The sequence below is a fragment of the Halovulum dunhuangense genome, from assembly GCF_013093415.1.
Taxonomy (GTDB): domain Bacteria; phylum Pseudomonadota; class Alphaproteobacteria; order Rhodobacterales; family Rhodobacteraceae; genus Halovulum; species Halovulum dunhuangense.
Map to the genome: position 1 here is coordinate 25895 of NZ_JABFBC010000006.1, position 25833 is coordinate 51727.

Annotated in this window: 19 protein-coding genes and 1 pseudogene; 6 read left to right on the top strand and 14 right to left on the bottom strand. The window is 62.1% G+C overall.

Annotation, left to right across the window (positions count from 1 at the left end; all coding sequences use genetic code 11):
• Positions 1-164 precede the first annotated feature (164 nt).
• The gene (locus HMH01_RS16975; protein ID WP_171326992.1) at positions 165-1868 is read left to right on the top strand and encodes an extracellular solute-binding protein; all 1704 of its coding nucleotides are present in this window, start codon (positions 165-167) and stop codon (positions 1866-1868) included.
• Positions 1869-1933: 65 nt separating this feature from the next.
• Here the strand turns inward: HMH01_RS16975 and HMH01_RS16980 are convergent, their stop codons facing one another.
• Positions 1934-2935: a sugar ABC transporter substrate-binding protein gene (locus HMH01_RS16980; RefSeq protein WP_171326993.1), complete on the bottom strand. Its 1002-nt coding sequence runs from the start codon at positions 2933-2935 to the stop codon at positions 1934-1936.
• Between the two features lie 296 nt (positions 2936-3231).
• On the opposite strand from HMH01_RS16980, the gene HMH01_RS16985 reads away from it, so the two are divergent.
• From HMH01_RS16985 to HMH01_RS17000, 4 genes are all read left to right on the top strand, one after another.
• The gene (locus HMH01_RS16985; RefSeq protein ID WP_171326994.1) at positions 3232-4179 is read left to right on the top strand and encodes an ABC transporter permease; all 948 of its coding nucleotides are present in this window, start codon (positions 3232-3234) and stop codon (positions 4177-4179) included.
• Entirely contained in the window at positions 4176-5156 is a 981-nt protein-coding gene (locus HMH01_RS16990) for an ABC transporter permease (RefSeq protein ID WP_246237465.1), read from the top strand. Before HMH01_RS16985 ends, HMH01_RS16990 begins: the two co-directional genes overlap by 4 nt.
• Entirely contained in the window at positions 5153-6679 is a 1527-nt protein-coding gene (locus HMH01_RS16995; protein ID WP_171326995.1) for a sugar ABC transporter ATP-binding protein, read from the top strand. The genes HMH01_RS16990 and HMH01_RS16995 overlap by 4 nt, the downstream gene beginning before the upstream one ends.
• A gap of 261 nt (positions 6680-6940) precedes the next feature.
• Entirely contained in the window at positions 6941-7699 is a 759-nt protein-coding gene (locus HMH01_RS17000; protein ID WP_171327013.1) for an AIPR family protein, read from the top strand.
• Positions 7700-7947: 248 nt separating this feature from the next.
• On the opposite strand, the gene HMH01_RS17005 is transcribed toward HMH01_RS17000, so the two are convergent.
• Positions 7948-8892 carry a tyrosine-type recombinase/integrase gene (locus HMH01_RS17005; protein WP_171326996.1) on the bottom strand — a complete coding sequence of 315 codons (945 nt, stop codon included), beginning with the start codon at positions 8890-8892 and terminating at the stop codon, positions 7948-7950.
• A gap of 625 nt (positions 8893-9517) precedes the next feature.
• On the opposite strand from HMH01_RS17005, the gene HMH01_RS17010 reads away from it, so the two are divergent.
• Positions 9518-9940: a helix-turn-helix domain-containing protein gene (locus HMH01_RS17010; protein WP_171326997.1), complete on the top strand. Its 423-nt coding sequence runs from the start codon at positions 9518-9520 to the stop codon at positions 9938-9940.
• A gap of 424 nt (positions 9941-10364) precedes the next feature.
• Here HMH01_RS17010 and HMH01_RS17015 read toward each other — a convergent pair whose 3' ends face one another.
• The 12 genes and pseudogenes from HMH01_RS17015 to HMH01_RS17070 form a co-directional block, all read right to left on the bottom strand.
• Positions 10365-11723, bottom strand: a complete 1359-nt coding sequence (locus HMH01_RS17015) for a hypothetical protein (RefSeq protein ID WP_171326998.1) — start codon at positions 11721-11723, stop codon at positions 10365-10367.
• Positions 11724-11971: 248 nt separating this feature from the next.
• Complete coding sequence (locus HMH01_RS17020) at positions 11972-13300, bottom strand: hypothetical protein (protein WP_171326999.1); 1329 nt, start codon at positions 13298-13300, stop codon at positions 11972-11974.
• 1281 nt (positions 13301-14581) lie between these two features.
• The gene (gene fhuB, locus HMH01_RS17025) at positions 14582-16558 is read right to left on the bottom strand and encodes a Fe(3+)-hydroxamate ABC transporter permease FhuB (RefSeq protein ID WP_171327000.1); all 1977 of its coding nucleotides are present in this window, start codon (positions 16556-16558) and stop codon (positions 14582-14584) included.
• The gene (locus HMH01_RS17030; protein WP_171327001.1) at positions 16555-17448 is read right to left on the bottom strand and encodes an ABC transporter substrate-binding protein; all 894 of its coding nucleotides are present in this window, start codon (positions 17446-17448) and stop codon (positions 16555-16557) included. The genes fhuB and HMH01_RS17030 overlap by 4 nt, the downstream gene beginning before the upstream one ends.
• The gene (locus HMH01_RS17035; protein WP_171327002.1) at positions 17445-18350 is read right to left on the bottom strand and encodes an iron-siderophore ABC transporter substrate-binding protein; all 906 of its coding nucleotides are present in this window, start codon (positions 18348-18350) and stop codon (positions 17445-17447) included. Before HMH01_RS17035 ends, HMH01_RS17030 begins: the two co-directional genes overlap by 4 nt.
• Before the next feature lie 13 nt (positions 18351-18363).
• On the bottom strand, positions 18364-19128 hold the full coding sequence (locus HMH01_RS17040; RefSeq protein ID WP_171327003.1) for an ABC transporter ATP-binding protein: 765 nt from the start codon (positions 19126-19128) through the stop codon (positions 18364-18366).
• Positions 19128-21218, bottom strand: a complete 2091-nt coding sequence (locus tag HMH01_RS17045; protein WP_171327004.1) for a TonB-dependent siderophore receptor — start codon at positions 21216-21218, stop codon at positions 19128-19130. The genes HMH01_RS17040 and HMH01_RS17045 overlap by 1 nt, the downstream gene beginning before the upstream one ends.
• An 82-nt stretch (positions 21219-21300) precedes the next feature.
• Positions 21301-22284, bottom strand: a complete 984-nt coding sequence (locus tag HMH01_RS17050) for a siderophore-interacting protein (RefSeq protein WP_171327005.1) — start codon at positions 22282-22284, stop codon at positions 21301-21303.
• 91 nt (positions 22285-22375) lie between these two features.
• Positions 22376-23296 carry a TonB family protein gene (locus HMH01_RS17055; protein WP_171327006.1) on the bottom strand — a complete coding sequence of 307 codons (921 nt, stop codon included), beginning with the start codon at positions 23294-23296 and terminating at the stop codon, positions 22376-22378.
• Complete coding sequence (locus HMH01_RS17060; RefSeq protein ID WP_171327007.1) at positions 23293-23715, bottom strand: ExbD/TolR family protein; 423 nt, start codon at positions 23713-23715, stop codon at positions 23293-23295. Before HMH01_RS17060 ends, HMH01_RS17055 begins: the two co-directional genes overlap by 4 nt.
• A 4-nt stretch (positions 23716-23719) precedes the next feature.
• Positions 23720-24103 (bottom strand): ExbD/TolR family protein, encoded by a 384-nt coding sequence (locus HMH01_RS17065; RefSeq protein ID WP_171327008.1) that lies wholly within the window; start codon positions 24101-24103, stop codon positions 23720-23722.
• Positions 24104-24775: pseudogene (locus tag HMH01_RS17070) on the bottom strand (MotA/TolQ/ExbB proton channel family protein); the annotation flags it as partial.
• Positions 24776-25833 lie beyond the last annotated feature (1058 nt).

The following is a 25833-nucleotide window of genomic DNA, read 5'->3' on the forward strand; positions in this document are numbered from 1 at the left end:
TCGACCCGGTCGCCATTGGACCGCGGTCGCCCCGGCTTCCCGTTCATCAGCCAGGAGCGCATCGCTTCCGTGGGGCCTGGAATGATCCAGTCTGGACATTTTTGCTTCTTCTTGGGGACGGAAACCGCGCTTAGGCTGCAAGACCGGGGGAGGCGGACGCAGCGATGACACGCGACGAGCTTATTCAGATCCTGAAATTCGTGGATCGGACACGCGCCATTGCCGAGGATCGGACCACTCTGTCCATCACCGACCCGCGCTGGAACATCATTTCCTTTGCCATGCAGCGCCATCTCGAGGGGAAGCTCATCACCACATCGTCCGCGGCCAGCGCGGCCGGGGTGCCCTATGGCACCGCGATGCGACGGCTGACGGATCTGATCGAGGAGGGGCTGCTGCTGAAGCGGCCGCGCTCCAGGGAGGGCAAGCGGTACTCGCTGCATCCGTCGCGGCGGCTGATTTCGGAATTCGAGGCCTTTGCGCTTCAGCTAAAGGCCATGGTCGGGCAGACCTTCGGGTTCAACACCTCGGACAAGGCGATCGAGGATTTCTACTTCGGGGGCTACTACATGGCCTCCCGGATCCTTTCGACGCCGGCCGCCATGCGGCGGGGCGTCGGGTTTGATACCAAGATCAGGATCCTGAGCCCGGTCGATCCGACATTCCGCACGCTCTCGGAAGTGGCGCCGAACCTGAGCGAGTTGTGCGGAACGAACGTCGAGGTGGTGAACCTGCCGCTTGGGCAACTCCATGAAGAGATCGTCGCCCACCATGCGCGCGGCGGGAAGGACTACGACATCATCGCCATCGATCTGCCGTGGATCGGCCAGCTTGCGTCGGCCGGCATCATCCAGCCGATCGACCACATCCTCGAGGAAGAGGCGTTCAAGGCCAGCGACTTTCACAATGCGGCCTGGCGCGGCTCTTCCTGGGACGGGCAGCATTACGGCCTGCCCATCCAGCCAACGACCGAGCTTCTCTTCTGTCGCTCGGACCTGTTTGCAGAGGCGGGGCTGTCGATCCCCACGACGACCGACGATGTGTTGCTCGCGGCAAGGACGCTGCACCGCTCGCGCATGAACCTGGCCGGGATCGTCATGAATTTCGGGCGCGGCATCCCTGTTGCCCACAGTTTCGTGCAGACGATGGCCGATTTCGGCCAGCCGGTGATCAACCTGAAGTCGATGGGCACGGAGTTCGATGTCGGCCGCATACGCGGCGAGCAGTTCCGACCCATGATCGACAGCCCGGTCGGCCGCGCGACCGCCGAGTTCCTGCTCGAGCTGTTGGCCTATTCGCACAAGGACAGTCTGATCTGCGACTGGGACCGACGGATCGGGATCTTCACCCGCGGCCACGCGGCCATGACCTACGGCTGGTCGATCCGCGCCGGGGCATTCGAACTCGACGAGATGGCGGCGGCGCATGGCAAGGTGGAGTTCGTTCCCCATCCCGCCGGCCCGGGCGCCCCGCGCGTCTCGCCGATCGGGGGGTTTTCGCTGGCGATACCGGCCAATCTTCCGCCGGATCGAACGCGTCGCGCCTGGCGGGCCATGGAGTACCTGACCCGGCCGGAACTGATCAAATGGTATGTGCAGAAGGGAAATCTGAGCTCTCCCCGGTTTTCCACGAGCGCCGACCCCGAGGTTCTTGCGACCTCGCCGATCATCGGCCGCATCGACGAGATGGAGCGCCGGGGAGAGATCCAGATCTGGCCGCGCCCGCCCATTCCCGAGTTCAACGACATCCTCAAGGTCCTGGGCGACCGCATCTACATGATGCTTCAGGGTGCGGTAACGATCGATGCCGCGCTTTCGGCGGCGCAGAACGAGATCGACGCCATCATGCGGGCAAACGGGCGCTACTGAACCGGACCCGGGAACGAAAACGGCCCGGGCACAAGTCCCGGGCCGATCCGCACGTCAGTCGTTGCTCACCAGCTGGGGCGTTCGAACTCGTCCACGTTGCCGGGAAGCACCTTGGGCGTCTCGATGCCCTGCACTTCGGGCACATCGATGCCGTTGACGACCTTGATGGCGGTCTGGATCGCGAGGATCGCATCGTCGATCGGCGACTGCTTGTTCGAGCCCGAATGCCAGCCGGCTTTCATCGCGTCCCAGCCCTCGCCGAACTGGTTGCAGGTCACGACCTTGACCTGACCCGGCGCGTAGCCGGCCCCCTGCAGCGCACTGATGACGCCAAGGCCCATGCCATCGTCGAATGCATAGACGCCGTCGATCTGGTCGCCGAACTGGGTGATGAAGGTTTCCATCACGGTCTGCGCCTTCTCGCGGTTCCACTCCGCGGTCTGGCTGGCGAGGATGTTGATGCCGGGATAGTCGTCCGCCATCTTGTCGAGGAAGCAGTTCTTCCTGAGGATCGACACGGTGTAGCCCGGCGTCCCCTCGACCACGACGATATTGCCTTCGCCGTTCAGCGCATCGCCCAGCATTTCCGCAGACTGCTCTGCCTGGGCGCAGTCGTCCGGTCCGGTATGCGCCTCGATATAGCGACGCCCCGCCTCGCCGATGGGGGAGTTGGAGGTGATGACCGGGATGCCGTCGCGGCTGGCCTGTCGGATCGCCGGGATCAGCGCGTTCTGGGATGTCGGCCAGACGATGATGGCGTCGAGGTTCTGGGAGGCCATGTCCTGGATCTGGTTGAACTGCGTGGCAGGGTCGCCCTGGGGGTCCATCACCGTCGCCTGAAGCCCCAGTTCCTTGCTGTAGGCTGCCGCGGTTTCGGCGTATTTCGCCTGATAGGCGTTCGAGCCCGGGTAGAGCACGGTGATGCCGATCCGCGTTTCCGAGAGCGGCTTCTTCAGATCTCCTCCCAGCCAGTCCGGCGCATCCTGTGCCATGGCGGTGCCTGCGACCAGGACAACGGCGAGCGCCGTGGCAATGCCTGTGGCCAGTCTTCCCTTCGACGTATTCATCTTTTTTCCTCCCATCGGTCCCTTTGCGGGGTTTGGATCAGTTGGGACACAGACGCCGCGTCCGAATCCTGCGATCATCGTCGGTTTGCGTCCCCGTCCGCTCAACTTCGATGATGTCCAAATCTGACCATTCAATCGGTCGCGCCGGCGGTTCACCGACAGCCCTGGCCGAGGCGAACGCGGTTCCTCTCGGGCGTTTCAGGTCCGGGACCGGCTGCTTGGTCCAGAATGGATATAAAGTTTGTGGGAACCGACCGCGCCTCTCCATAGCCTGAAAAACGGGAGGAAAGACAACAATGGACTGGATGAATGTCGCCCGCCGGCACGGCCTTCTGGTCGCGTTCGGTCTGTTTCTCGCCATCGTGGCCAGCAGCGCCGACGGGTTCCTGACGGTCGGGAACATCCTTGACGTGCTGCGGCAGGTCTCGATCATCGGGATCATCGCGCTTGGCGTCACCTTCGTCGTGATAAGCGGACGGCTTGACCTGTCTGTCGGCTCGATGCTGACGCTGCTGACCGTGATCGTGGTCGATCAGCACAACAACCTCGGTCCGGGCGGGGCTGTTCTGGTGACCCTCGGGGCCGGGCTTCTGATCGGTGCGTGGAATGGCGCGCTGGTGGGTTTCCTGAAGCTCAACGCCCTTATCGTCACGCTGGCCATGCTTTCACTGTTGCAGGGTCTCACGCTGTTCTACTCGGGCGGCTCGAACGTGAACGTCGAGGGGGCACAGACGACCTGGTTCGCGATCTTCGGGCGCGGCACGGTATGGGGCATTCCGGTCCCGGCGCTTCTTTTCCTGGGCTTCGCGGTGATCGCGAGCTTCGTGCTCCGGCGCACCGTCTATGGCCGGACGGTCTATGCCGTCGGCGGAAACGAGACGGCGTCCGTCTTTTCCGGCATCGATGCCCGCTGGACGGTGTTCCTGGCTTATGTGCTCTCGGGCGTCGCCACCGCACTGGCCGCCATCATCATGGGCTCGCGGGTGATGGGCGCACAGAACACGATCGGGCAGGGCTACGAGTTGACCGTCCTTGCGGGGATCATCCTCGGCGGAACCTCGCTGATGGGTGGCTCGGGCTCGATCTGGCGCACGGTCACTGGCGTCACGATGCTTGGCTTCATCCAGAATGGACTGCTGCTGCTCGGGTTCCCCTACTACGTCCAGTGGCTTGTCACCTGGGCCGTCATCATAGCCGCCGTCTGGATCGATCTTGCGGCGAAGCGCGGGAGGATCATCGCATGAGCATGGAAAGCGCCGGTCAATCCGCGCGGAAGACTGGTTTCAGGGCCGGCGACTGGCTGATCCGCAACCATATCTGGATCTTTCTTGCCATCGCCATCACGGTCTTTTCCTTCGCGAGCCCCTATTTCCTGACGCTCAACAACCTGGGCAACGTGCTGACGCAGGCGGCCTTCATCGGGATACTCGCGGTCGGCATGACGATGGTGATCCTGAATGGCGAGATCGACCTGTCGGTGGGCGCGACGCTCGCTCTTGCCGGGGCGCTTGCGATCGGGCTGCAACCGCTGATCGGGGTCTGGCCCGCGATCTTCGCCGGGTTCCTTGCAAGCGCCGCGCTCGGTTTCCTGAATGGCGCCTTCGTGGCGTTCTCGGGGATGCACAGCTTCGTCGTCACGCTTGGCGCCCTGATCGGCATCCGCGGGCTTGTCTTCGTCTATACCGGAGAGAATGCCCTGATGGTCGAGGATTTCAGCTATACCGAGATCCCGGAACTCTATCTCGGGCCGGTTTCACTCACGGCAATGATCTTCTTCGGGCTCGCGCTGCTTTTCCAATGGGTCCTCACCTCGACCCGGCATGGGCGCGAGACCTATGCTGTCGGAGACAATATCGAGGCGGCGCACGACTCGGGGATCAACATCAAGCGACACAAGATCATAAACTTCACGATCTGTGGCGCGATGGCTGGTATCGCCGGCATCCTGCTTTCGATGCGGCTCGGCACGGCGGAACCCAATGCGGGCCGGATCTGGGAGTTGTGGACAATCATCGCCGTGGTCCTCGGGGGCACCCGGCTGATGGGCGGCTACGGCACGATGTGGATGACCATCGGGGGCGTGCTGACGCTGGCGGTGATCCGCAACGGGCTGCGGCTTCTGAACACGCCGAATTACGTCGAGTTGATCGTCATGGGGACGGTGCTGATCCTTGCGCTCGCTCTCGACCGGCTGCTGGAACATGGAAGGAGCAGGCGATGAGCGGCGTTGTACTGTCCGTAAAGAACATCACCAAGACCTTTCCCGGCGTGAAGGCGCTCGACGATGTGAGCTTCGACATTCGCGCGGGCGAGGTCCACGCACTGGTCGGCGAGAATGGCGCGGGGAAGTCGACGCTCATGAAAACCCTCGCCGGGCTGCACCGCCCGGACGCGGGGCGGATCCTGCACAATGGCGAGCCAGTGGAGATCGCCTCGCCGCTGGAAGCAAGGCGGCGCGGCATCCTGCTCATCCACCAGGAACTCTCGTTGTCGCCCGAACTTACCGTGGCCGAGAACATCTACCTGGGCGCCTGGCCCACCAACGCATTCGGCGTATTGCAGAAGAGCAAGCTCAGACGCGACGCGCAGGCGGCCTTGGAGGCGGTGGGTTGCGACTTCGGACCCGAGGTCCGGGTCGGAACCCTGTCGATCGCGCGCCAGCAGATGGTCGAGATCGCGCGCAGCCAGGCCTTCAACGCCAATGTGGTGATTTTCGACGAACCCACCGCGTCGCTGACCGACGCGGAAAAGACCCAGCTTTTCGCGACCATCCGCGCCCTGAAGGCGCGGGGAACCGGCATCGTCTACATCTCGCACAAGATGGACGAGATATTCGACATCACCGACCGCATCACCGTCCTGCGCGACGGGGTCGTGCGCGGCACGCTCGACACCGCGGGCACCGAAGTAGGCCAGGTGACGCGGCTGATGATCGGGCGCGACCTGTCCAGCTACTTCGTGCGTGCCAGGCCCCGGTTCGGCGACGAGGTGCTGCGCGTCGAGGGGCTGAGCGCCCCGGGTCTGTTCGAGGGTGTCTCGCTTGGCGTGCGACGGGGCGAAGTGCTTGGGCTCTACGGTCTTGTCGGCGCCGGTCGGTCCGAGCTTGTCGAAACGATCTTCGGCTTGCGAAAGCCCGGCGCTGGGCAGATGTTCTGGCAGGGACGCCCGATCCCGCTTCCGACCCCGCGGCAGGCGATCGATCTGGGCATGAGCCTTGTGCCCGAAAGCCGCAAGGAGCAGGGGCTGGTGCTGGGCATGAGCGGCCGCGAGAACATCACGCTTCCGCACCTGGGGATGTTCTCGAGAATGCGGATCATTCGGCGTCATCAGGAACGCGAGGTGTTCGACAGCTACCGGAACCAGTTGCAGATAAAGACGACCGGTCCGGAGCAGCCCGTCTCGACGCTTTCCGGCGGCAATCAGCAGAAATTCGTCCTGGCCAAGTGGCTGTGCGCGAACCCGAAGCTGATCATTCTCGACGAGCCGACGCGCGGGATCGATGTGGGATCCAAATCGGCCATCCACGAGCTTATCGCGGGACTTGCCGAGCGGGGGCTGGCGGTCATCGTCATCTCGTCCGAGATGCCCGAGGTGCTGGGCGTCAGCCACAGGATCCTTGCCATGTCCGAGGGGCGACTGGTGGGTGAATTCGCGGGTGACGAGATGACCGAGAAGAACCTGATCGACGCCGTCTCGAACCATGTGCCGGTCAGAGGCAGGGACGTGATCGAGCGGCGGGCATAGGGCTGGGACTGGTATCTGCGGCGGCGCTCAGATCCTATCAGATGCCGGACAGGAAGCGTTGGGCATCGGCGCTCTCTTCGAGAAGAAGACGCTGACCTCAGGCGCGATCGGCCCGAAGCTGTGTGCGAGGTTATCGTTGTCGTCGCCGGCATCCACAGCAAGCTGCGCAATCAGACCCAGGCACGGATCGACGGGGTCGTCATCGGCCGCTCGTGCCCATTATCAGGGCGGCGACGGCAGTCAGCGGATGCGAATTGACGGATACACCGGCCACCCACGAGACAGCGACGCTGTGCTGGGGCTGCCCAGAAGAACTTCGCTGCCTTCGCCAGGGAAATCGGCGAGGCATGGTCGAAGAGCGACGTCGGTTATGACGAGCTCTGGTACCGACGGCTGATCGCAAAGGCCATCATCTTCCGCAAGCTGGAGGCAGAGGTTCCGAAGCAGCCGTGGTACGAGGGGGGCTATCGCGCCAACATCGTCACCTATGCCATGGCAAAGGTCTTCCACGATGCGAATAGCGATAACCAGGTCCTCGACCTCGACGCGATCTGGCGCCGTCAGGCCGTTTCCGACGCGCTGCAGCAGGCGCTGCTTCTTGCTGCGGCCGAGGCGAACGACGTGATCACCAATCCGCCGACCGGTGTGCGCAACATGTCGGAATGGGCCAAGCAGCAGGCCTGCTGGAATGGTCTGAAGGGGCGCAGGCTCGATTACGGTCCCGAGTTCGAAAGCTGCCTCGTGCTGAAGGAAACAGCGCGCACGAGGCAGCGGGACGAAAAGAAGGAGAGGCAGGCGAAAGAAGGAATAGCCGCGCAATCCGAGGTCGTCGGTCGCGGCCCCGCATTCTGGCAGGACATCCTCGCGCGGGGTATGGCGGAAAGGAAGCTCAGCCCGATGGATCAGCAAATCCTGCAGGTCTGCGCCTCGATGCCAAGGCGCGTGCCGAGTGAACGCCAGTCGCAGCATGCAATGACGGTGCTCGCGCGTCTGCGGGATCTGGGGGTCGTGTCGGAGTGATTGCCGATTGCCCCCGGGACCGCGATCAGCCTTAGGCGAAAACACGTCGCTCCGGAGCCACCTTCCCGCTTGACGCCCCCCCGCCAAATGCCTAAACACCGCCTCGGCTTCGGCGGAGTAGCTCAGTTGGTTAGAGCAGCGGAATCATAATCCACCAAACCGTGCCAAAATCTCGCATAAATGTGCTCCAAGTATAAGAAAAGGGCCCCCGAAGGAGGCCCTGTTTTCTATCTCTCACCGCGTTCGCCCTATGCGGCCATTAGGTCGCGCTCCATCTTTTCGAATAGCGCCACGTCCTCCTCCGGACTTTCGAACAGGTGGCCGTAGACATCCATCGTCATCGTGATCGAGGAATGCCCCAGGATCGCCTGCACCTTCTTCGCGGGCCAGCCCTGCTCGATGAACAATGATGCGGCCGCATGACGGAGGGCATGGAAGCCGAAGCGCGGCTTTCCGTCCTCGTCCACGATCCCGTTCTCGACCAGGAGCGGCTTGAACACGCGCTGGTAGATGTTCGAGTGGTTCTCGATGTGCCCGGCGCCGTTGGGAAAGACCAGGTTCTGCGGACCGGACGGACACTGTTGCTGCCAGGCCCGAAGCTCCTTCACGACGCTCGGCGCCATCGGGATGACCCGCTTGCTGGTTCGGCTCTTCGGCTTGCCGAGTTCGTTGAAGCGGTCTGCCCGCTGGACGACCTCGATCACCTTGCGGTCGAAGTCGACCTGATCCCACGAGAGGCCTCGCAGTTCCGACATGCGCATGCCGGTGAAGATCGCGGTGACGATGAAGGGCCGGTGACGCTCCGGGGCGGCCCCGATCATGGTCCGGATCTCATCCTTGGTCGGGATCACGCGCTCTGCCTCCTCCCGGCGGTTGCGCTTCATCTTCACGTCGCTGGCGACATTGTGGGGGATCCACTCCCGCTCGACGGCCTCTGCGAGGATGGCGCGAAGGCTTGCGAGCACCTTCTTCGTCATGGACCGGGAGACGCCGTCGTCCTGCAGGTCGTCGATGAAGTCTCGAACATCCGCCCGGGTCAGCTCGGTGACCAGCAGATCACCTATCTTCTTGTCGATGTGGTGGTCGAAGTGACCGCGGTAGCTCCGCAGCGTCGCGCGCTCGAGCCCGTTGCGCTCGCAGGTCTTCAGCCATGCCGCGGCGGCGTCTCGAATGGTCTTGTCGGTCCTGGTCATGGGGCCCTCGTGTCTGTTTCCGATACTGCATCTATTATACGACATGCGGAGTGCTCCGTCGGGTGTTTTCCCAAGCGCGAGCGCGGAAAAAAGAAGCGTATTCAGGACGGTGATGGCGAGCGTTTGCATGCTGAGAGCCGCACGTATGACGTCCCCACGGCGCGGTTATCGAGGCAAGTGGACAGGCCGCCAAACCGCCCGGGCGACCAGTGCGTGCTATCTGCGCTTCATCTACGTGCGAATTTGGCGTTTTTTCTACGCATAAGTCCGAGCGGTGGGATGCGTGTGGGGTGTGCCGGCAGCAGGAGCGCCGATCACAGGGGGCGGCGATGTAGGCGCTCGCGCTGCAGCGCTACTGACGAAGTTCTGGAAACAAAAAAGCATCGAACGCCACCCAGAGCGTGCCAGGCTCTCTGAGAGCGGTCGAGGCTGGCACGGAGCGCGGGGAGGTATGGACCCTGCGCCCGACGCTGGACGCCGCCACGGACGCTCCCAGCCAGCCTCCCGAAATCACCGCATCAGCTTGCAGCGTGCGCCGACACTGGCTTGGGCCGCCACGCAAGAGGATCTGCCCTGCGCGACTATCAAGACGCGTCGCTAACGCAGAATGAAAGGACGCGTCCCGATGCCCAAAACCAGCCGCACGGCCGAATTCCTCGAGCGCGCGCTCGCCTTCTCCGGTCTCAGCCAGCGCGAGGTCGCCGAGCGTGCCGGCTTCGACAAGCCCAACATGATCTCCATGATGAAGAAAGGCGAGACGCGGGTCCCGATCGAACGCATTCCGGCCCTTGCCCGCGCCTGCGGGGTGGATCCGGTCCCCTTCCTGCGCATCGCCCTGAAGGAGTACCAGCCGGAGACCTGGCGTGTGATCGTGACCTATCTCGGTCAGCCACTGACCCGGGACGAGGAGATCCTGATCGATGCCTATGACGAATCCCGCGAGGGTCGGGATCTGGACCTGAGCCCAGCGATGCGCAGTGCGCTGGTGGTTCTCTTCGGGGAGTTGTTCGAGATGAAGGAGGCGCACGCGGGGTTTCCGCATGAGTAGAAAAAAGACTGAAAAAACCTGCAGCGAAAGCGGGAAGTCACCGCTGAATGACCTGTTTTCCCGGGAGCAAGCCCTGCCTGTGCCTTGGAAAACAGGGTTCTGGCTCGCCCCTCTAATAACTAATGACGTAATGGTCATAGTGATTGGCACAGGGGGCAGGCTCCCAAGCAACATCCTCTTCCCTAGGAAAGTCAGGCAGCGGCAAGAGTGGGATGAGTGAGAAAAACCGGCGAAGCTGAAGGCTTCGCCTCAAAGTTAGGTGAAGCTTGGTTTTGATAATGCTTCGCGTGAGATCTGACACCCGAGTAGGCGTATCCCCTCGGCAGTGCATAGGAAGTGGTTATGCGGCTCCGCTAGCCCTGCGCGACAGTTGGCAGAAAGTGACCATTCATCCTGATGAATCAATCGCCGTTATGCACCCTTGTTAGCTTGGGGAGCGCCAAGTTTTGGTGAGACGTCTTAGCGCTTCGTATGTCTTGGCTCTCATCTCGTCCCAAGCCTTGCGGTTGCGGCTGCTCCTGTGCCAGCGCATTGGTGCTGTACCGGCAGACTGCTCAGCGTCATTGGACTGTTCGGCTAGGACTTTCTTGGCGCCGGATGTGTTCCTGCTGTGTTGGCGCTTCAGGGCCTCTTCATAGAGGTCGAGACCATACACACCGCTCTCGACAAAAATTTCGATCATTCGTCGTTCGCGATGAGCGTCGATTATCCCAGCCATGTCGGCCTTGTCGGCGCTGGTAGCAACTATGGACGGAAGCCAGAAATCAAAATAGCCCCTGCCTAGCGTACCGAAATTGTAGCCAAAGAGGTCCTGGAGCTTCTTTAGCCCGCCCTTGGCGCAAGCTGGCCCGGAAAGCGTAACTTCTATCCGGGCGCGCCGATGTTCGGGGGCAAGCCTAATACCAACTCCGTTGACGCGACTATCTTCAACCTTGTTCTGTATGCGGAACATGACCGGGTCGCCTCGTTCACCACGATAGACCGTGCTGTCTATGAAGGGAGCGAAATGGCTATTGTCGCCGAGCACACGCATGCGCGCGTCTTTCTTCGCCAGATCGTAATCGCTTATTTCAAGTCCGTCGGATGCCGCCCCTCGCTTTGCAATAACAAACTTTGTTTGGGGCTTGGCCCCAATCCCCTTCTTGCTGCTGAACGTATGACGGTAGTCAGACCTGGGCACAGGCTTTTGTGGTTTTGGTGGAAGGTGGTGACGGTGGAGAACCGCCGTCATCGCCCACCGCAGTTGATCTGATGCATCCCGCGGATAGAGGTCCAGAGCCAGTTCAATTCCGGCAATCTTTGCCGGCTTAACCATGCCAAACTCCCGTGAAAGAATTTTGTTGACTGCAATAAGCGTCAAAGGGGTCGGCTCCTGAATGACGACCCCAAACCGATTACCTACGAAGTCTACCAGGACAGCGTCGTCCCATGGCTTAACCTCATCGGAGATTACCCTTGGATTGCGACCAAGTGCAGTAGAAAGCTTCTCGCTTATCCATTTAGAGCTTGTATGTTTTACCTCAATTAAAATCCAGACCCAGTCGATAACTGACTCAAACCGAAAACTATCAAGATCTATCGACGGTTCGATAATTTTTCGACCAAGGAACCGAGTCTGTAATTCACTATCAGGAGCACTTGGCGCTACTTGCGCAAAAAAGTACTCTAAAGGTTCAGGCTTACATAAATCTACCGCCGGATCGCTCTTGCCGGGCGAAAACTCAAGAGGGATGGAGATACGTTTATCTTCATCAGTCCCTATTAATTTGAAACTTAGAGCCATCTTTTGTCCCTGTGCTTGCCGTAGAGCGCCGTGTCAATTACGCTAGGTTCAGCGCTTCATTTCTTGCGGCTAGAGGAATCTGTGTCGCCTCACGTTGAGGGTTTGTCTGGGCGGATCGCGACTCTTTCTCACCCCGTTATTCCAAGGGGTGAAACATAAGGTTAATTTTAAATAATTTAGGTTGCCATAAAGCCAATTTTCATCTATTGACGCATTCTTATATTTAAGCTATGCTTGCGGAAGAGAAACTATGTTGATGTTTCCCATTTATCTGCTAATCGAATAAGCGCGTCACTGACTTTATCGCTGAGGTCGTCATACACTGTGAGGTGAGCGCCAATACGCGAAGGCAGGCGCTCCACTTTAAGTCGGGAGGCTCGGTTAACCAGGCGGTTAAAGGCCTTGATGCGTGCTGCTTCCGCCCAATCCTTCAAGGCGGCGCCAAACACCCCTGCCTTTACAAAGTATTTTGCATGGCGTTTCCACATTAATGGTTGAGTATTTGCATAGGGGATGGTTGCAAGGTAAAACTTTAAGTGACCTTTCTTCAAGCTGCGTACAAATGCAGGAATCTCATCGAGACAGAGATAGCCTTTAGGAGACAGCCCAAGGCCAGCCGCTGTCAGAGAAAGAACTGCTCTACGATCTTCTTTTTTTAGTGAGACGCCGTTTTTGTCCTTATACTTAAAGAAAATTTCATAGTGCATCGATGATCGCTGGCTGCCCCAGTGTATCGCGGTGTATGCGCCTGGACGCTTCATTTTCTGCGGTTTGAGGGCGGCATCACGGATTGGATCCGGTTCCAGTTCTACTCCACGAAAGGTCGGCGTGTACTCTTGGTAGTCCGAGGCGGTCATTGGAGCAAAAAGCAGGTTGACGCGGTCAGCACTTTTGTCTGAAGGGCTGCTGGCGTAAGTGCGCCAAATCGAGCGTGGCCTCAACCCAGGTGCGTTCCATAGTTCTTCTGGTGGCATGAAGTGGCGCCACAAAATCTCTACAATCCGGACATACCTTAAATCGGTCGGCCTTTTAGCTTTAAATTCTATTGATAGTTTCAGTTCATCTATTTTTATTTCATTTAGATTTAGCGATGCATAGATCAAAGCGGAATGGATTTTTTCTGCAGGATTTTTGGACGGCGGGACTATTTTCAGCTGCTGCGGACGAGTTTGGCCGCCCGCCTTGCGCGGCGCACAGATTTCGGCGTCAATGCCTTCCTTAATCAGGATTTCGCGAAGGCGCTCGAGGCGCTCCGGCCTCATGTCCGACAAGCTTACCCGGATCTCCTCAATTTTTGGCGACAGCCTGTATTTGCTGAGGTCGATTTGCGGTACAAGAGCTGCCCGGCCAGAAAATCTTCTTTGTTTCCCTATGGGATACCGGGAATTATACTTTGTAAGTGTGAAGATGCTGTCAAGGGATGTAACGAGATGGTAGTCGTCTAATTTTTTGCTTAGGGTCGCTGGATGTAGAGAGATAGTTTTATCGGAATGGGAAATGTTAAATTCAAGGCCGTGACGAATTGCTTTTATTTTCTCCTTATATGTAATCTTTTTATTTTTTAGCAGTCTAATCATTTGTTATTTGGTTTCAAGAGGTTTTTGAAAAAAGCTTTTCATTAAGCGAAAGGAATTGGGTCTGCTGGTGCGATCGCGCAGCGCACCGCCTTGGATCATCCGTGGCTGCGATTGGGCGGAGTTATGCGTGGTTGTGTCTGAATGCAAGTGGCGCTCGCCGAGATCTCCATGTCTTCGCGTGGGCCGGCTGACCGAAATTTCAGCGCGGCGTGGCGGAGGATGTATGCAGTCAGAGAAGCTTGTAAAACTTGAAGTCCTAGAAAGGCGGCGCCCCTCTTAGGGTCCAGTGTCGGCTGTGGGCCGACTCCCGGTGCGCGGATCCTTATATTGGCGCCCGGATCCGTATGGATGTGTCCACAGGTGGCGCTCGATGCTTCATTTAGCCCGCTCGAGACCGGACTCTTTCAGGCGGCCGACAGGGTGGAGCGGATGAGCGGAGTAGAAGACGCGACCCCCAGTGCCGGAGGGGGGCGCAGGCGCTTTACGAGGCTCGCTGGCGATCATCTTGGGTCGGCGGCAGGGTCTTGGTGCCTCGAGGATTAACGGCCGTCCACGGGCCTCTCAGAGGCTTGTCGGATTTTGGGCGCGTAGATGGCTCTGCGCCGTCCTCTGCTCGCTTGGAAGAGGGTTGGAAATCGCTGGGCCCAAGTAGGCCGGCGCGATCCCGCGCTTCGCAGCGATGACTGACGGTTTCGCGACGGGCGCCCGGAATTAGGCTATGTCGCGGCGGTCACAGCAGCTCACAGTCCATCGCTTCCAACGGCAGCCAGAATCCCATGACCTCCTGAAACGCCCGCTGGCAGACTGTTTCCGATTGCGGCTGTCCTCCCCTGGCCAATCGCCTCAAGGCCGCCTGCGTGGCTCACAGGAGCTCTCAGGTGGGATCTCAAACGAACTGAGGGAATCTCGGTTTAGCGGACGACTGTTGGACCCTCGATGGGGCTACTCACGCCTGGTGTCACTCGCCTCTTTGGTCCGGGTTTTGCATCGACTCTCGGGGTGTGGCAAGCAGGATAGCGGGTGAGGGTGGTGCGCAACATCGTAGCAACGGGCGCTCATAGGTGATCGAAACAGTATCTTTAATGGAAACTATGATCCCATTGCTGCGTCGCCTTGCGCTGCTGATCGCCGATGGTGAGCACCTCGTACAGGGGGCTATCCAGATGACGTTGAGGCTCTGGCTCGTCTGAAATGCTCAACCGCTGCAAGAAGTTCGACGGCCTTCCGAGATGCGCGCGAACAGCTAGTTTGCATCGGGACACGGAAAGCACCGGTCGCTGTTCACTGCTGCAGGATCCGCCCCCGCGCCAAGAGCAGTACGAAGTAACTGCCGCCCAGGACTGCCGCGATCGTGCCCGCGGGAAGCTGCATCGGGTGCAGAGCCATTCGTCCAAGCCAGTCCGAGCAGGTCATCAGGAGAGCGCCGAGCACTCCCGCCAGCAAGATCTGCGTTTCAACCCGGCGTGCGCCCAGCATGACCGCCATGTGGGGGGCAAGAAGCCCCACGAAGGATACGGGGCCAAGAAAGGCCGTAACGACGGCCGCGATGGAGGCCGCGAGCGTCATGCTTGCAGGGCGCGCAAGAGGGAGGGAAAGGCCGCGGCCCGCGGCCACTGTGTCGCCTGCCGACAGCAGCGTGAGCCAGCGCCGGAAGGCAAATGTGAGTGCAAGTGCGGCAAGCATGGAGAGTGCAAGTGCGACGGCTGCCTCGGGCCCCACGCGGTAGGTCGATCCGCCCAGCCATCCGACGATAGCGAAGCTGTCCTCGGATCCCGCTGCGAGGGCGAACTTGACAAGGGCGTCGAGCAGGGCGCCAAGCGCGATGCCGATCAGGGCCAGAGCCGCCGGAGCGTGTCCGTGCCTTCTGCCGAACCACAGAAGCATCGCAAGGACGCAGAGGCTGCCAGCCACCGCGAGGCCTGCGCTGAAGTCGTGAACGGAGCCGCCCCCGAGAACTGCCGCACCGACAAGAGCGAAGGTGGCGCCCGAGGACATGCCGAGGATGTCGGGGCTGGCGAGTGGATTGCGCACAAGGCGTTGCAGGATCACGCCGGACAGCGCCATCCCGAGGCCGGCGGCGGCAGCAGCGATCACCCGCGGCCAACGGAACTCCAGTATAAGGGCCTCGGGTAAAGTCAGGCTCCACCCCTCCGGATTCTGCTCCACGAGGAATGCGACGGATGGCAAGGCGACTGCGGCAAGGAGAACTGCGAACTTTGTCCGTCGGGACAGCCGCGCGGGCCCCGGCGGTAACTCGAAGCGGATATGATCCTGAGCGCCGAGGCGACGGCCGAGAAGCCAGATCAGTGCGGGCGCGCCGAGGACCGCCGTCGCGGCGCCGGTGGGGACCATGTCGGGAAGCGCATTGCTCGCTATCACGGCGATCAGATCCGCGCCGAGAAGCAGTATCCCACCAAGCGCCGCGCTGGCGAGGAGTTCTTCGACAGGGCGTCTTGCGCCAGACAGGCGCGCGAGGTTCGGCGCCAGCAAACCGACGAAGCCGATCATGCCCACGGCCGTTACGCTCAGGGCCGTCAGCGCAAGAGCCAGCAGCACGGCGATCGCCAGAAAGGGTGCGAGTGTCATGCCGCGTGCTTCCGCGCCGGCCGCACCCGTGCGCAGAAGAGCAAGCCCTCGGCCCAAAAGCAGCGCAATCGCGAGGACAGGCAGGAGCCGCGGCAGGAGCCAGAGTGTCCGGTCCCAACCCGTCTGCCCCAGATCGCCGGCGCCCCAGACGAAAAGATGTCCGAAATAGGGACTCTTGAGCAGCAGAAGCGCCGATGCGACCGCCCCTAGCAACAGGTTCACCGCCATTCCTGCCAGCACGGCATGAAGCCCCATCAGGCCCCTCAGGCCTGCGATGGCGACCACGAGGCCGAAGGCCAGGCTGGCACCCAGAAGGCTGAGCCAGGCCCCATGTTCGGCTGCAAGCGTGGGTGCGATCAGCGTACCCGCAACCATCGCGAGCCACGCGCCCGAGGCCGCTCCAAGCGTCAGCGGGGATGCAAGAAGGTTCTGCGTTACCTGCTGGAACAGGCTGCCCGCAAGCCCGAGTGCGAGGCCTGTCATCAGTGCCAATGCCATTCGTGGCAGCGTTGCATGGCTGAAGCGGATGTCCTCGAACGTCTCGGGCGGTGATCCGATCAGAAGCTCGGCCATGCGAGAGGGGGGCAGGTCGCTGCCGACCCATAGATGTCCTGCGACCAGCGCTGCCAGAACCGCGGTGGCCGGTGGTGCGATCCGAAGCGCAAGCCTCATGCGCCAGGCCCGGACAGCGCCGCATGAAAGGCCCGCACATGCCGCAGCAGGGCAAGCGCGCCGCCATAACTCCAGACCGGGTCCACCTCGAGGTAGCGCGCGTCGCGAACGGCCGGCAGGAACCGCCAGAGCGGACTTTCGAAAAGCGCGGGATCGGCCTGGTGTGGCAAGATTGCGAGAAGCGCACCACGATCGGCACTGGCGAGCTCCTCTACCGGCCTGAGTGCCACGCCCCATCGCGAGGCGGCCTGCGGCAGCGTATTCGAAAGCCCAAGACTTTCCAGTGCGGCCTCGGCAAAGGAATTGCTGCCATAGACCCAAGCGGTGGCATCCCCGTTGAGCCGCACCACGGCGGCGGTTCCAAGCTGTGCCACGTCCGGGGCGATGTCCGCGGCATGTCCTGCGATCTCGCTCTCGGCGGTGGCGAGGCGCTCCATCGCGAGCCGTTCTCGGTCGAAAAGCGCGCCAAGGGCGAGATAGATACGCCGCGCCTCGGCAATGTTGTCATGTCGCGCACTGAAGCAGTCAAAGACCAGGACTGGCGCAATCCGCTCCAGGCTAGAGACGTCATCTGCGGACCGGTCGCATCCGATGATCGCATCAGGTCGCAGCCGGGCCAGCGTCTCTAGATCGGGCGCGTCACGCCGCCCGATCTCCTGGACAGAGGCAGGCATTGCCGGATCGCGTACCCAGTCTCGATAGAGTTCGATCTCCGGCGCGCCGATGGGCGCGAGATCCAGATCCAGTAGTTGCGTTGCCATCGTCCAGTCGAGCGCCACGACCCGCTGCGGTATCGTCTGGAAGTCCTGCGGGCCGCGCCGGTCTTCGATGGTTACGGCCTCCGCCGCGACGGGAAGTAAAGACAGGATGAGGACCCGCAGGTATTTCACCGTGCGGCCTCGGGATCGATGGTCATCAGGCTCTCGGCGAAGGCCTCCGCGATGTATCCGAGCGAGAACACCCCGCCAAAGGTCCAGACCGGTCGCACCTCGGCGAAACGGCCTGTGCGCACGAAGGGCATGAACTGCCAGAGCTGCGTTCCGAACAACTCGTCGCGCTGGGGAAAGGGCTCTATGGCCAGCACGAGTTCGGAGTCGAACTCCGCCAGATCCTCCACGGGGCGCTGTACGAACCCCCAATCTGTGGGTTCTCCGGGCGCGGCGTGATCCAGCCCCATCTGCGACAGGGCAGCGGCGGCCATGGAATTTGCCCCGTGGAGGCGCAGGTTCGTTGGCGACAGCAGACGGATCGGCAGCACTGGAGGCACGTCACCTCCGAAATGCGTTGCGACCCGCTCTCCCGCCGCTGCAATACGCGCATCGAGATCGGCGAGTCGGGCTTCTGCCTCGGCCTCCTTGCCGAGCATGCGGGCGAGGGCGAGATAGGTTTCGCGGCTGGCGGCGGCGTTGTCATGTTCGGCCGTGAAGGACTCGAAATGCGCCACCGGTGCAATGCGCTCGAGCATGGGCACAACGTCAGATTGCTGATCCGATGCAAGGATCAGGTCGGGGGCAACCGCAGCGATCTGCTCGAGATTGGGCTCGTTTCGCAAGCCCATGTCGGCCACGCCCTCGGGGAGCGCGGGTTGCACTACCCACGTGCCATAGCCCTCGACGTCCGCAACCCCGACAGGTGTAACGTCCAGCTCTACCAGAAGCTCAGCAAGGGCCCAGCTGAGCGCGACGATCCGCTCTGGCGGGGCGTCGAGCGCGACAAGGCCGCGGCTGTCACTCAGCGACTGTGCGGACGCACCGGTGGTAAAGGCAGCGAGAAAGGCGAGTATGCGCAGCATGGGTTTCTCCAATTCAGGCAACGACCGCATGGGGCAAGGCGCCCGCACGCGGCAATAGGGTCATGTCGATGCCGTAGAGCCCACGCAGTACATCTGCCGAGAGCAGCGCGTCGGGCGGGCCATCGAAGGCGATCGTGCCGCCCTTGAGCGCCACGATGCGATCGGCAAAACGTGTAGCGAGGTTTATGTCGTGCAGGATGACGATGACCCGCCGGTCGGCCTCGCGGCTGAGCGTGCGCAGAAGCGCCATCACCTCGAAGGCGTGCGCCAGATCGAGAGCAGCGGTCGGCTCGTCCAGAAGCAAAACGGGGGCATCCTGAGCCAACAGCATGGCGATCCAGCCGCGCTGACGTTCGCCGCCCGAAGTCTCCTCGACCAGTCGGTCGGCGAGCGTGGTGACCCCGGTTCGCACGATCGCATTCTCGACCGCGACGTGGTCTTCCTCCCGCCAGGCACCAAGGGCTCCGCGCCAGGGAAACCGACCAAGGCGAACCAGTTCCCGCACTGTCAGGCCGTGCACCGTCGGAAGACGCTGCGGCAGGAAGGCGACCCGACGCGCCAGGTCCCTCTGTCGGAGGGCGGCAAGTGGCTCACCCTCCAGGGCGATCCGGCCCGTGTCCGGCCGGTCCTGCCGCGCGAGCAGGCCCATCAGCGTTGTCTTGCCCGATCCGTTGTGTCCAAGGATCACCGTAACGCCCTCGTTTCCAAGCGCGAGCTGGTCGATCCTGAGCACATCGCGCCCGTCGTGGCTCCTGCTGACCTGCTCTAGCCTGAACATCAGAACTTGATGGTCCCGGTCAGCGTTGCGGTGCGTCCCTCGCCGAAATAGCAGGCACCACCACCACAATAGGTCACGTGCCGCTCGTCGGTTAGGTTCCGAACGTTTAGCCGAAGGTCGTAGCGCTCCGACGTGTAGCCCACGGACGCGTCATAGAGCATGTAGGAGGGCGTGCTCCGGTTGCCTGCACCATCCCATTTTGCGCCACTGTAGCGCGCCCCCAGGCCTACGCTCCATCCTTCGATCTCGCTACCGAGCGGCGCGTAGTTCACCCAGATCGAGCCATAGTCCTCGGGCACCGTTTCGATCCGCTCTCCGCTCACGTTCTCAGTGTCGAGAACGGTGTAGCCTGCATCGAGGGTGAAGTCGCCGATACGGGTAACCGCATCGAACTCGAGCCCGCGGACCTTGGCCTCACCAGTCTGTATCTGGAAGCCGGGGTTCGCGGGATCCGCAACAGTCAGGTTTGACTTGATGAGGTCGAAAACTGCAGCCGTGAGCAGCGTGTTGGTGCCGGGCGGCTGATACTTGACGCCCAGCTCGTATTGTTTGCCGCGGGTCGGCTCAAAGGGATCGCCAGCCGCGTCTGAGCCCACGATTTCCTGCCGGAAGCTCTCGGCATAACTGGCATAGGGCGCAAGCCCATTATCGAACCGATAGAGTACCGCGAGATTCTTCGTCATCGCCTCGTCCGAAGCAGAGATCGCGGCCGAGCGGAATGTGCCGGAAGTCTCGCCGGTCTCAATGCGCCCGAAGCGGAGTCCGAAATCAATGTGGAGCCTGTCGTCGAGACTTGCACGGTTCTGGACATAGGCGCCCCATTCCTCGACAGTGTTCGCCGGCGTGTCGGTCACCGCGATGTCGGGAAATCCGGTGTAGACGGGGTCGAACGGGTCGATAGGGTTCGTCTCGGCCCCGTAACCGAAATCGCTGTCGTATTCGCCGCGAGTATAGCCGATCCCAGTAAGCGTGCGCATGTCCAACGTCCCCAGCCGGTATTCGGCCGTTGCGTTCGCGTCGAGATTGAAGGACTCCATCTCGTTCTCTGCACGGTAGAAAGTGCGATTTATCGTCCCGTCGGGGTTGTAGCGGTTGGTGGCAAAGTTGTCATAGGCCCACCACGCATGCCGATAGTCGGCGGTACCCTGCGTGTAGCGGGCATTGACGTTAGTGCTCCAGACAGAGTTGAAGCGGTGCTCGAAAAGGACGGTCAGTGCGTCCTGATCGGCGTCGAAACGGTCGAAACCCGGCTCTCCCACAAAAAGACTGTCGGGCAGGAACCGTCCGTTAGGCGCAGGGTCGCGCGTCCCGGCCACGGATGCGAACTGGATCATCGGACTGGTCCGGTTGCGCTGGACGTTGGCGAGGACCGTAAGGCTCGTGGCAGCCGTCGGACGCCAGGTGATCGAGGGCGCGATGGCAAAGGCGTCGTCACGCGAATAGTCGACCTGAGCATCGGCGTCGCGCAACAGCCCGACGACCCGGTAACTCAGTGTGCCGTCCGCGGTCAGATCGCTGCCATAGTCCACCCCGACCTGCTTTCGTCCGAAGGAGCCGAACTGCAGCTGCACGACGTTCGGGGAATCCTCGGCGGCGGTCTTCGAGGTGGTATTGACCACGCCCGCCACCTCGCCGTTGCCATAGAGGCCAGAGGCGGGCCCCCTCAGGATCTCGACACTGTCGAGAAGGAAGGGCTCGGGCTTGGTGTCGTTGTAGAAGCCGTAGCGTGCCTGGAGCCCGTCATGGAAGGTCGAAGGGCGGAAGCCGCGGATCAGGTACCAGTCGGAGCGGTTGTCGAGTCCGTATTCACCGACGGCGACACCGGTAGAGTAAGCCAGGACTTCTTCAACGTCCTGCGCGCCCCGCTGCTGGATCTCCTCGGCTGTCACTACGCCCACCGAGCGGGGTGTCTCGAGGATCGGGTCTCCCGATTTCATGACGCTGCCAGTATCAAGTGCCACAGGCGCGCCGAAGAACCCCTCGTCGCTTGCGTCCTCGACCGTGATCGGATCGAGCTGGATGTCCTGCGCCAGTGTTGGCACGGCCGCCAGCAATGCGCAGAACGAGATGGCGGTGCGGCTAAGCTGCATGTGTCGCTCCATTCTTTTTCAATCTTATTTTTACCTGGCGACTGGCTTGGCGGTGGCGGGTTACTGATTCCGACTTTTATTGTCAACTTATCTTCGCCCAGTAGCCCGCGACATGGCAGGCCTTTCGGTCGAGTTGCACCGTCTCGCGCAGGTAGTCACGCGCGAGCGCGGCCTCGGCCTTCTCGGCGGCGAACCAGACATACGGGCCGGGACGAGTAACAATTTCCTTGAGCACCCCAACCAAGGGCTGTGCTGTCTTGCCGCGCTCGATCCAGACTACCTCCACGCCCGGCGGCCTCTGAAGATCGCCCCGGTCCCCGGCATCCTCGACCGCGATCAGGGCCTTGCCAGTCGTCTCAGGCGCCGCCGCCTCGAGCATGCGGGCGATGGCCGGGAGCGCGGTTTCGTCGCCTGCGAGGATCAGGTCATCCGCCTGCGGATACCAGCCGCCCCCCGGTCCGGTCATGCCAACCGTGGCGCCCGGGGAAACCTGCTTGGCCCATGTGCAGGTCGGTCCATTGCCGTGAAGGAATACATCCACATCGAGCCAGCCCGCGCCTGGATCGATGCGTCTGATCGTATAGGGCGGAGTGTGCAGCCGGTCCGCACCCGTAGGCCAGTGAGTGCGGCCGTCGGGCCCAAGGCTTGGCCAGACGGGCTCCCGTCCCGCGGGTGGCAAAAGCAGGCGGAGATGCAATCCGGATCGCGCGAAATCACCCAAATCTTCGGCCTCAAGCCGCAGCCGCAGGAAACGCGCCGATACCTGCGTGCACCCAACGATCTGCGCCACACGGAAGTTCGGCGGATACGGCGAGGCGAACTCAGCGCCTTGCCACTCGATCCCAGCGACCAGCGCCGGGCCGAGCTGCTCGAGCTGTGCCAGTACGCTCTCGCGAAGCATGAACACCTCGTTGCGCGAGGGCGCTTCTACCCGGATGGCAACCGACCCATCTTCGGCACTGAATCGCAGTAGGCCGATGCCGGTGTCGCAGGTGAGCGCACCGTCCGCGTCACTGGCAAAGACGAGATCGCGGGCTTCAAGCCCGGTCCGGATCTGCGTGATCATCATCCCAGGACTGGCACTGGAGACTTTCGTGAATGTGCTGTGCCGTGTCATGAGATCTCCTCTCGGCGGGCAGGCGCGCCGCCTCGGTGCGTCAGCTGCTGAAAGTCATCGGGAGTGTGAATGTGTAAGTCGGCTCAGTCAGGCCAGAGGGAGCGGATGGAAAGCTTCGGGCGGTGTGCACCGCGCGGAGTGCGGCCTGATCCAGTGCGGCGCTGCCGGAGGACCGGGCAAGCGCGACATTCCTCAGGCTGCCATCGCGCCCCACCGTGATCCGGACCACTACCGTGCCCGAAGCGCCCGTGGCATCACGTGGATAGCGCTTGCGTCGCTCGATCGCAGCGCGCACCTGCCCTCCCCAGCGCGCCGTAAGACTCTGCCGCTGGTTCTGACTCAATGTCGAGGTATCGGCTGGTCGGTCGTTGCCGGCCGCCGCGCCGTCCCACTGTCCGGCCGCACGTTGTGAGGGGCTCGCCTGCGCTTGACTTCGCTGTACAGGCGCGGCTTCGCTCCTTTCGACGGAGGCAAAGTCGCGCGGTCGGGCCAAGGGGCGGGCGCTCGTCTCGACGGCGGCGGTGCTATCGAGGTCTGTCTCTTGCGGTTCCGCCTCGGGTTCTTCCGCCTCTGCCTCTATCGGCGGTTCGGCTTGCGGCGGCGGGGCGGTCGTATCGATCTCGGGCGCCTCCTCTGCTTGCGGCAGGGCAAGACCCGGCGCGTCGGGCCTCGCCATGGCAACGGACGCTTCCGTCGCGAGCGGGGCCTCAATTTGCGGAGGCTCTACCGGCGATGGAGGCAGGGCTGGTGGTGGCTCAAATGCGGTCAGTATCTCGGGCGGGCGTTCCCAGTCGACGACCATGTCGGCCAGGCTTGCGCTTGAGGCGGTGAGGGAAATGACGACCTCGCCACCCTCACCAGCGGCATTGATACCTTCCTCCGCCGGGGCGATGGCGAATGCTGCCACGTGCAGCCCCGCTGATGCCGCGACAAAGATCGTGAACTCCGCGAACCGTTTCATGGTGAGACGGTCACCAGCTGTACGGAAGCAAATCCGATCGCGCCCAGACGCGGCAGGAGCGCTGCAACGCTTGCGCCAGATACGGCCTGGTCCGCGCGCAAGATTACTGACGGGCGTGGGACCGCTTCGGAACACTCACCAGCCGTACAGTAGGCCTCCAGCTCCGACCCGAGAGCGGCGAGCGCATCCTCGTCCCCGGTCACGTCACGAAAGGCGAAGGTTCCGTCCGGCGCGAGATAGATAGTGAAATCGCCACCGGCGGGGTCCCCGGCCTCCGCTTGTGGCGGCTCGACGGCGAATGGCTCAGGCGGTGCAATCTGCGCTGTCATGAGGAAGAAAATGAGCAGCAGGAACACCACGTTTATCATGGGAACCACACTTTCGGGCGGCTGACGGCGGGAGGGATCGGCAAGTCGCATCCAGTCACTCCACCAAAACGAGCCGGGAAAACCCCGCAGCGGCAAGCGCTTCCATGACCTCGACCACGCGCTGCAACGATGCGTCGTCGCGGGGGCGGAGGATGATCGTGTCCTGCGGTGTCGCTGTGAGGTTTTCCAGACTGGTCGCCAGATCCTGAGCGCGGACCGCGACACCGTTCAGCCTCAGATCCTTCGGCAGCACGTCCACAAGCCGGGGTGGCCCCTCGTACTCGTCGGCGTTCACGCCACCGGCGAGGTTGAGCGGCAGTTGCAAGTCCAGCCCGAAGCGCGAGGCAAGCATAAAGAACACCAGCAGCAGAAACACGACGTCGATCATCGGAGTCAGGCTCGGCCGCCGCGGTCGGCGGGGGACATCGAAGTCGAACATTCACTCGGCCGCCGCGCGCAGGCGGCGTGTTTCAGATGAAGCGATAGGGCGCAGGAAGACCCTTGTCGCGGCATCCTCCATGTCGTGTCGCAGACGGTCGGCGATGCTCTCGAACCAGGTGAGCGCCATGGATGCCGGGATCGCGACGGCCATACCCGCCGCGGTCGTCAGAAGTGCCTCCCAGATTCCGCCTGCAAGGGTGCCAGGATCCGCGCGCGCACCGGCCTCCTGCAAGGCCTGGAAAGCTGCGATCATGCCGAGAACCGTCCCGAGGAGCCCGAGCAGCGGTGCGATCGTTGCAATCAGTTCGAGTGGCCGAAGCCCCGATCGCGCGCGGGCCAGCAGGCCCCGGGCGACGCGCTCCGTCTCGGCCTGCGCTGCTGCTTCGCCCAGAGTGTGATCCTGCCGCGCAGACATCGCGGCCGCGAGCAACCGTGCCCGGCAGGTGCGTCTGTCGGAGACAAGCCGGATGGCTTCACGCTCCTGTCCCCCGGTCCAGAGATCGAGGGCAAGACGCGCGCTACGGCCGCCCGTCCAGGCTCCGAGCAGCGCCAGCCTCCAGATCTTCCACAGGATCAGCGCGACAGTCGTGACCGAAAGCGCCGCTATTGCCCAGATTGCCGGTCCACCCAGGAGGGTGAATTCCCAAGCGCGGGTAGCGAGGGTGGAGACGCCCGGCGCGAGGGTGCCCGAAAGATTTTCCATGCCTGCAATTCCCTGCTGCATTCACACTGCCGGGTTGCGATATAATTCACGACTATCCTTGTCAACAATTTATCCGATTAATCTTGTCGGGAATCCAGACGTGCTTCGGTATGACAGGCTACCCGAGCGGCGCGAGGCAGCGGCTTGTGTTTGCACGACGCTGCACTAGACGACGCCTGCCCAGACATGGGCGCTCATACTGGAAGTCCTAGAACGGCCGCGCCCCTCTTAGGTTCCAGTGTCGGCTGTGGGCCGACTTCCGGTGCGCGGATCCTTATATTGGTGCCCAGATCCGTATGGATGGGTCCACAGTTGGCGCTCGATGCTACATTTAGCGCGCTCGAGACCGGACTCTTTCAGGCGGCCGACAGGGTGGAGCGGAAGCAGCGCCCCCCAGTGTCGGAGGGGGGGCGCAGGCGCCTTAGGAGGCTCGCTGGCGATCATCTTGGTCGGCAGCAGGGGGGAACGTGCGTCGACGATTTTCGGCCGTCCACGGGCCTCTCAGAGACTCGTCGGATTTTGGACACGGAAACGGCACGGCGCCGTCCTCGGCTGTCTTGGAAGAGGATCGGGCATCGCTGGCCCAAGCAGGCTGGCGCGATCCCGCGCTTCGCAGCGATGACCCAGAATTTCGCGTCGGTCGCCGGGAATTGGGCCGTGCTGTGGCGGTTGCGGAAGCCCACAGTCCGTCGCGTTCAACGGCAGCCATAAGCCCATGACCTTCTGAGACGCCCGCTGACAGATTGTTTCCGTTTGTGGCTGTCCCCTTACCCTGGCCAATCGCATCAAGGCCGCATGCACGGCGCATAGGAGCTCTCAGGGGCAATCCCAAACGCGCTGAGCGCTTTTCAGTGCCACGGACGACTGTTTGACGCTCGACGGAACTACTCATGCATGGCTTCACCAGCCTCTTTGGCTTAGGTTTTTGCATCGACTCTCGGGGTGTGGCAGGCAGGGAAACCTGCTAGGATGATGTGGAACATCCTGTTGATGGCCCCTCACAATCAATGGAAATTGTATCTATA